The sequence below is a fragment of the Streptosporangium sp. DT93 genome (assembly GCF_049844535.1).
Taxonomy (GTDB): Bacteria; Actinomycetota; Actinomycetes; order Streptosporangiales; family Streptosporangiaceae; genus Streptosporangium.
The window spans coordinates 1-8,426 of sequence record NZ_JBNCLF010000040.1 but is presented as its reverse complement, the minus strand read 5'-3'; the positions used below and the strand labels follow the sequence as shown (position 1 = coordinate 8,426).

Annotated in this window: 3 protein-coding genes; all 3 read right to left on the bottom strand. The window is 70.8% G+C overall.

The annotated features are described in order from the left end of the window. Positions 1 to 5,067 (bottom strand): type I polyketide synthase (locus ACLQ2R_RS39325; protein WP_425966517.1); only part of this gene is annotated, 5,067 nt, incomplete at its 3' end. A 25-nt stretch (positions 5,068 to 5,092) separates the two neighbouring features. Next, positions 5,093 to 5,992, bottom strand: a complete 900-nt coding sequence (locus ACLQ2R_RS39320) for a proline iminopeptidase-family hydrolase (RefSeq protein ID WP_425966516.1) — start codon at positions 5,990 to 5,992, stop codon at positions 5,093 to 5,095. Then, a complete protein-coding gene (locus ACLQ2R_RS39315) occupies positions 5,989 to 8,319 on the bottom strand; it encodes a type I polyketide synthase (RefSeq protein WP_425966518.1) in 2,331 nt (776 codons plus the stop codon). The genes ACLQ2R_RS39320 and ACLQ2R_RS39315 overlap by 4 nt, the downstream gene beginning before the upstream one ends. Positions 8,320 to 8,426: the final 107 nt, after the last annotated feature.

The window sequence follows — 8,426 nt, the reverse complement described above, 5'->3', positions numbered from 1 at the left end:
ATGCAACGCCACCAACGACGACGAACACGCCGTGTCCACCGTGATCGCCGGCCCCTCCAGGCCGAAGGTGTAGGCCACTCGGCCGGACAGCACACTGCTCGAACGCCCGATGCTCAGATATCCGGCCAGGTCCGCGGACTCGTACTCGGACGCGTACCCATAGTAGGAACCGCCTGCGAACACACCGGTCTGGCTGCCGCGCAGGGAGGCCGGGTCGATCCCGGCGTCCTCGAACGCCTCCCACACCGTCTCCAGCAGCAGCCGGTGCTGCGGATCGATGGCCACCGCCTCGCGCGGCGAGATCTCGAAGAACGCCGCGTCGAAGTCTCCCGCGCCGTCGAGGAAGGCGCCCTCGCCGGCATAGGTCTTGCCCGGCCTGCCGGGTTCCGGGTCGTACAGTCCCGGATCCCAGCCACGGTCGTCGGGGATCGGCGATATGGCGTCCCCTTCGCGGACCACGAATTTCCACAGGTCATCCGGTGATGCGACACCGCCCGGATAGCGGCACGCCATCCCGACGATCACGATCGGATCGTCCTGTTGCGCCACCGGCGCCTGAAGCGGGGTGTACCGAGCAGCCGTGCCGAGCAGTTCCGTGGCGAGATGCTCGGCGAGTCTCGCGGGTGTGGGGTAGTCGAACACCGTGGTCGCGGGCAGCCGTAGTCCGGTCGCCGCGCTGATCTGGTCGCGGACCTCGATCGCTGTCAGCGAATCCACGCCGAGGTCGCGGAAGGGCTTGTGGACGCCGACGGCGTGCGCGTCGGAGTGCCCGAGGACCGCGGCCGCCCGTTCCCGGACGAGCTCGACAAGAACGGCGCTCCGTTCCGCTTCCGGAAACCCCTCCAGCCGTGTGAGCAGGTCCGGCGAACCGGACTCGGGTGTCTCGGCGTCCTGCTGAGCCTCGGGTAGTTCCCCGAACAGGGGGCTCGGCCGGCCGGTCGTGAAGGCCTGGACGAACCGGCTCCAGTCGACGTCGACGACCGTCAGGGTGGTCTCGTCCTGCTGCAGCGCGTCCCCCATGGCGACCATCGCCGAATCGGGACTCATCGGGGGCAGGCCCATGCGCCGCAGCCGTTCGGCGTCGCCTTCCCGCGCGGCCATCCCGGACTCGGCCCACGGACCCCACGAGACCGCCGTCGCGGGAAGGCCCCGCGACCTTCTGCCGCGCGCCAACGCATCGAGGTACGCGTTGCCGGCGGCGTACGCGGCCTGGCCGCCACTACCCCAGACACCGGCGATCGAGGAGAACAGGACGAACGCGTCGACGCCGTTCTCGGTGTCCTCGCCGAACAACGCGTCGAGGTTCGCCGCGCCGCCCACCTTCGCGCGCAGCACGCCCGCGAAGTCCTCAGGAGAGGTCTCCGCCAGCGGGCGCGTCGCGTCCGCCCCGGCTGTGTGGACCACTGCCCTGATCGGCGGCCCGTCGGCGCGCAGGCGCGTCACCAGATCGGACAGCGCGTCGAGATCCGCGACGTCACAGGCGACCACGGTGACCGGGACGCCGAGACCGGCCAGCTCGGCCTCCAACTCCGCGACGCCGGGAGCGGTCGATCCCTGCCTGCTGATCAGGACCAGGCGCTCGGCGCCGTTGCGGGCCAGCCACCGGGCGATCCGCATGCCGAGCGCACCGGTGCCACCCGTGATCAGCACGGTCCCTCGCGCTCGCCACGGGCCCGCGGGACCGCCGGCCGGCAGGGCGCGTACGAGACGGCGTCCGAACACGCCCTCGGCTCGCAGGAGGACCTGGTCCTCGCCGGTCTCGCCCCCCAGAACGGCGTTGAGTCTCGGACCCGTCCTGTCATCCACGATCGGCGGCAGGTCCACCAGCCCGCCCCAGCTTTCCGGCTGCTCCAGTGCCGCAACCCGGCCCAGCCCCCACAGCAGGGCCTGTTCCGGATCGTCCTCCGCCCCACGCGTGGCGATCCACAGCGGGACGTCCCGCCGATCCTGGATCACCGTGAGCGTCGACGCCAGGCTGTTCGGCATACCGGTGGGATGGGTGCCTCGCGTGAAGGCGAGCAGCGACAGCACCCCGTCCACGTCGTCCACGTCGTCCGGCTCCGGGCCCGAGCGCACGACGGTCACGCCGCTCTCCGCCATCGCACGGATGACCGACTCGACGTGGTCGTCCGGCTCCGGGGGGCACACCACCAGCCACCTGCCGGTCGTGGGAACGCCGAGCGCGCCGTCGCTCAGCCGCTTCCAGGTGACGCGGTACCGCCACTGCCCCACGGTGGAGCGGTCGAGCCTCGTCCGGCGCCAGGCGGCCAGGGAGGGCATCACGTCGCTCAGCGTGTCGTCGTCGGTCACCCCCAGCATGGACGTGAGGGCGTCGAGATCGCCTTCGTCCACCGCCTCCCAGAAACCACCGTCGAACCCGCCCGCCGCGCCGGTCCGCGACTCGGGCTCGGCGAGCCAGAACCTCTCCCGCTGGAAGGCGTACGTCGGCAGTCCCACCCGGCGGGCACCGGTGCCGGCGAAGATCGGCTGCCAGTCGACGGGGACTCCGTGCGCGAAGGCGCGGCCGATTCCGCTGACCAGCGATTCGTACTCGGACCGGTCGGCTCTCAGCAACGGGACGAACGAGACGTCCTCGGCGCAGCCCCTGCCCATGGCCGACAGGACCGCGTCCGGTCCCAGCTCGAGGAAGGTCCTCGCACCCGCGTCGCGCGCCGCGCGGACACCGTCCATGAACCGGACCGTGGCCCGCACGTGCCGTACCCAGTAGTCCGCCGATCCGACGTCCGCCACCGCACCGGTGACATTGGACACCACCGGGATCCTGGCCTGGTGGTAGGTCATGGTTCCGGCGATCAACCCGAACTCGGCGAGCATCGGCTCCATCAGGGGCGAGTGGAAGGCGTGCGAGACCCGCAACCGGCGGGATCTGCGCTCGCCCAGTGCCGCGACGACCTGGTCCACCGCGGCGGCCACGCCGGACACGACCACCGAGTCGGGACCGTTCACCGCGGCGATGCCGACACCGTCGACCAGGTGCGGGCGCACCTCCTCCGCCGAGGCCTGGACCGCGACCATCGCCCCGCCGGAGGGAAGTTCCTGCATCAGCCTGCCCCGCGCGGCCACCAGCAACGCCGCGTCCTCGACGGACAGCACGCCGGCGACGTGCGCGGCCGCCAGCTCGCCGACGGAGTGACCCATGACGAAGTCCGGCTTCACGCCCCAGGACTCCAGCAGCCGGAACAGCGCCACCTCGATCGCGAACAGCGCGGCCTGGGTGAACATGGTCTGTTGCAGCAGTTCCGCGTCACCGAACATCACGTCCCGCACCGGGCGGTCGAAGTGCTTGTCGAGATGCCGGCAGACGTCGGCGAGGGCCTCGGCGAACACCGGGAACGCCCGGCTGAGCTCCTGACCCATCCCGGCACGCTGACTGCCCTGTCCGGTGAACAGGAACGCGAGTCCGCCCTCGGCCACGGCGGCACGCGACACCCGGCCCGAGGACTCGCCCCGCGCCAGGGCGGTCAGGCCCTCGACGATCTCCTGCCTGTCGCGTGCCACGATCACCGCGCGGTGCTCGAAGGCGGAACGCGTGGTGACCAGGGAGAAGGCGACATCGACCGGCGTCATGTCCGGGTGCGCACCGATGTGCTCCCGCAGACGCTCCGCCTGCCCCCTGAGTGCCTGATCGGTCTTGGCGGACAGGGGCAGCGGCACCGGGGACAGCGTGGTGACCGTGCCCGTCGGTGCCTCCGTCCTGGACGGCGGTTCCTCGATGATCAGATGGGCGTTGGTCCCGCTGGCGCCGAAGGACGACACGCCGGCGCGGCGCGGCCGGTCGGTGGCGGGCCAAGGCCGGTTCTCGCTCAGCAGGCGGACGGCTCCGGTCTCCCAGTCCACGTGTGACGTCGGGCTGTCCACGTGCAACGTCTTCGGCAGCATCCCGTGCCTCAGGGCCATCAGAATCTTGATCACGCTGCCGACGCCGGCGGCGGCCTGGGTGTGCCCGATGTTGGACTTCAGCGAGCCCAGCCACAGCGGCCGCTCTCTCTCCTTGCCGTAGGTGGCCAGCAGGGCCTGCGCCTCGATCGGGTCGCCGAGCCTGGTTCCCGTGCCGTGCGCCTCCACGACGTCGACGTCCGCGGGGGACAGGCCGGCGTTCGCCAGTGCCTGCCGGATGACCCGTTGCTGCGCGAGCCCGTTCGGCGCGGTCAGGCCATTCGACGCACCGTCCTGGTTGACCGCCGAGCCTCGGATCACGCCCAGCACCTCGTGGCCGTTGCGCCGGGCGTCGGAGAGCCGTTCCAGCAGGAGCACGCCGGCACCCTCGCCCCAGGCGGTGCCGTCCGCGGCCTCCGCGAAGGGCTTGCACCGGCCGTTGGCCGCCAGGGCCCGCTGGCCGGAGAACTCGATGAACGTCAACGGGTTGGCCATCACGGTGACCCCGCCGGCCAGCGCCATCGAGCACTCGCCGCGCTGCAGGGCCTGCATGGCCCAGTGCATGGCCACCAGCGACGACGAGCATGCCGTGTCGATCGAGATGGCCTGCCCCTCAAGACCCAGGCAGTAGGCCACCCGGCCGGAGACCAGGCTGCCGTTGCCGGACGTGCCGGCGCTCATGCCGTAGTCGTGGTACAGCACTCCCGCGAAGACCCCGGTCCGGCTGCCGCGCAACGAGAGCGGATCGATGCCCGCGCCCTCGATCGCCTCCCAGCACGTCTCCAGCAGCAGCCGTTGCTGGGGGTCCATGGTGAGCGCCTCACGCGGGCTGATCCCGAAGAAGGCGGCGTCGAACTCGGCCGCGTCGTGCAGGAAGCCGCCTTCCCGGACGTAGCTCTTACCGGGCCTGCCGGGTTCGGCGTCGTAGATGGCGTCGAGGTCCCATCCGCGGTCGGCCGGGAACGGCGAGATCGCGTCGGTCCTGGACTCGACCAGTCGCCACAGGTCGGCCGGTGACGCGACGCCACCGGGGAACCGGCACGACATGCCCACGATCGCGATGGGTTCCGTGGTCACCGCCACGAGGCGGTTGTTCTGCTGACGGAGCTTCTCGTTCTCCACCAGTGAGGTGCGAAGTGCCTCGACGAGCTGCTCGACCTGTGCGTCCACGGGTCACCCCACCTGCGCTTCCTGATCAGCTGATCTGCTTGAGGAACTCACCGACGACCTCGCGGAACCGGTCAGGTTCCTCCAGGTTGGGCACGTGACTGGAGTGCTCGAAGATCTCCCAGCGGACATCGGGGATCAGCTCGGCGAACGGCCGTACCGTGGCCGGTGTCGCCTCGTCGTGCCGTCCCGAGACGAGCAGCGTGGGCACCGCGATGTCGGCGGCGCAGTCGGTCACGGACCAGTCCTTCAACGTGCCGACCACGTGGAACTCGGTCGGGCCGTTCATCGTGAGGTAGACCGTGGAGTCGTTGTAGATCTCCATGAACGTGGCCGTGTACTCCTTCGGCCACGGCCGGATCCGGCAGACGTGCTTGTCGTAGAAGGCCATCGAGGCCTGGAGGTACTCGTCCGTTCCGGTGGTGCCCGCGCTCTCGTGACGCAGCAGCGTGTCGTTCACCCCGGGGGGAAGATCCTCACGAAGGGCCTTCATCTCGCCGAGCCACAGCTCGTACGAGGCCGGCGAGTTCGCGATGATCAGGCCTTTGAGGCCCGGCGGGCGAGCGGAGGCGTGCTTCGCGGCGAGCATGCCGCCCCACGAGTGCCCGAAAAGGAGATAGTTGTCGTCGATGGCCAGGGCCCGCAGGAGGTTGTCGAGCTCGTCCAGGAACAGTTGAACGGTCCAGAAGTCCGCCCCCTTGTCCGGGAGATGGCTCGATCCGCCGTTGCCGATCTGGTCGTAGTGCACCACCGGCCAGCCGGACTCCGCCAGCCACGCGAGATTCTGCAGGTAGTCGTGGGTGGCGCCGGGTCCGCCGTGCAGGGTGACGAGCGCCGGCCGGGTGCTCCCCGGTATACCCGTGATCCGGTACCACGTCCGGTGCCGGCCGAAGGGCACGGTCCCCTTGACGCTGATCGCCCGTGTCACCGCAACTCCCCCAGCCAGTCCTCGATGATCCGCGCGGTGCCCTCCGCCTCGTCCTCGACGAGGGTGAAGTGGTTGCCCGGTGACATCCTCAGCTCGTGCTCGACGTCCCACGGCACGGCCTTGAGGAAGTCGGCTCCGTCGGGCTTGAACGACTTCTCCACGCCGACGAACAGCACAGGTATCTCGATCCGTCCCCGGTCAAGTCCGGGCAGCAGATGGAAGTACCGGCTCATCGCGGACAGCCGTGCGCTGTCGTAGGGGCCGAACGTCGACTCCATCTCCAGCATCCGGTAGGTCATGTGCTCGAACCCCTCGGGCATGCCGTGGTCCTGGACGTCGTAGGTGTCCAGGAGCACCAGTCCGGCCGGCCGTACGCCCGTCGCCTCGAGGCGACGGGCGGCGGCGTAGGCCAGCAACCCTCCCGACGAGTAGCCGACGAGAACGAACGGCTCGCCCTCCGCCGCCCGGCGTACGCTTTCCGCGATGGCCTCGGTGGCCGCTTCGGCCGTGCCGGGAAGCGGTTCGCCGTCCGCGAAGCCGATCAGTGGCAGCCCGTACACGGACCTCCTGCCCCGGAACGGTGCGGCGAGCCGGGCGTGCTGGTGCGTACCACCGGCGACCATCGGCGTGGCGAGGCAGATCAGCCTCGGGTTCTCGGTGCCGTCGACCAGCTTGGCCGCGACCGGCGGCTCGGGGAGCTCGGAGTCGAACCGCGGCCGGAGGTCGGCGATCGCCCGCAGCACGGCGAAGACCTTGGGAATCTCCGCGCCACCGCCGACGGCTCCGCGGAAAAGCGCCGCCACGGTGTCCTCCGCGCGGGGTGTCTCGGTGTGGGCGGCCAGGTTCGTGGTCATGTGCTCGATCAGTCCGGCCGGGCTCTTGCTGTCAAAAACGATCATGGGTGGCAGTTCCAGGCCGGTGGCCGCGTTGAGCCTGTTGCGCAGTTCCAGCGCGAACAGCGAGTCGAAGCCGGTCTCCAGGAAGGTCCGCTCGCGGTCCACGGCCGTGGCGTCCCTGTATCCCAGGACCGCCGCGGCCTGGGCCAGGACGACCTCACCCAGGTGTTGCCGCCGCTCGTCCTCGGGCATGGCGGCCAGGCGCTGGCGCAGGCCGGTGTCCGCCTGGTTCCTCGCCGTGCGCCGTGTGGCGCCCCGCTGCCGGGCGACCGGCTTGAGCCGGACGGGAACGAGCAGGGCCTGGTCGAGCGTGAGCGCCGCGTCGAACAACGCCAGCCCCTCCCGCGTGGAGAGCGGCAGGATGCCGCCCTGTGCCAGGCGGCTCCGGTCGGCGGCCTCGGTCAGCTCACTGGTCTGTTCCCACAGGCCCCAGGCCAGCGACTGCGCCGGCAGGCCGTTGGCCTTCCGGTGGGCGGCGAGGCCGTCGAGGTAGGCGTTGGCGGCGGCGTAGTTGCCCTGCCCCAGCGCTCCCATCACCCCGGCGGCCGAGGAGAACAGGACGAAGGCCTGAAGCTCCATCTCCCCGGTGAGCTCGTGAAGGTTCCAGGCGGCGGTGGCCTTGGGATGGAACACCCTGTCGATCCGCTCGGGCGTCAACGAGGCGATCACACCGTCGTCGAGCACCCCGGCGGCGTGCACGACCGCGTCGAGGTCGCGGTCCTTCAGCGCCGCCGCGAGCGCTTCCCGGTCCGACGCGTCACAGGCGACGACCTCCACTTCGGCGCCGTGCTCCTTGAGCTCCGCCACCAGCTCGGACGCTCCGGGGGCCGCCGTTCCGCGCCGCCCCAGCAGGACGAGACGTTCGACGTCGTGGTTCGTGACGAGATGCCGTGCCAGCTCCGCGCCCAGCGTTCCGGTCCCTCCGGTGATCAACACCGTTCCACCGAGCCGCCGGGGCTCGGCCGGGGAAACCCGCCGGTGGCGGGGGGCGTAGGCGATCCCCTCGCGGACGACGACCTGAGGCTCGTCCGTTCCCAGGATCGTCGGAAGGTCCGCCTCGTCGGCGTCGGCGAGGACGATCCGCCCGGGATTCTCCTGCTGCGCCGAGCGCACCAGGCCCCAGACCGCGGCGCCTTCGAGGTCGTGAACGTCCTCACCGGGCAACGCCACCGCGCCCCGGGTGAGGATCACCAGCTTCTCGTGCGTTTCCTGCAGTGTCCTGAGCACGTGGTGCACGCCCTGGCCGCGCACCACGACGACATCGGCGTCTTCACGCGCGTCCGCGGGAACGGGTGTCCAGACCTGCTCGTAGAGGTCGCTGACGGTCGCGGTCGCCGCGCGCACGGCCAGCGCCTCGACCGAGGCCACCGGCAGGCCTGCCGCGTCGGCGATGTCGATCCCCACGGACGACCCCTGCTTGACGAGCCGCACTCGCAAGGTCGCGGCCCCTTGGGCGTAGAGCCTCACTCCGGACCAGGCGAACGGCATCGCCGCCCCCTGAGCCACACCCGTCAAAGCGACCGCGTGAAGCGCGGCAT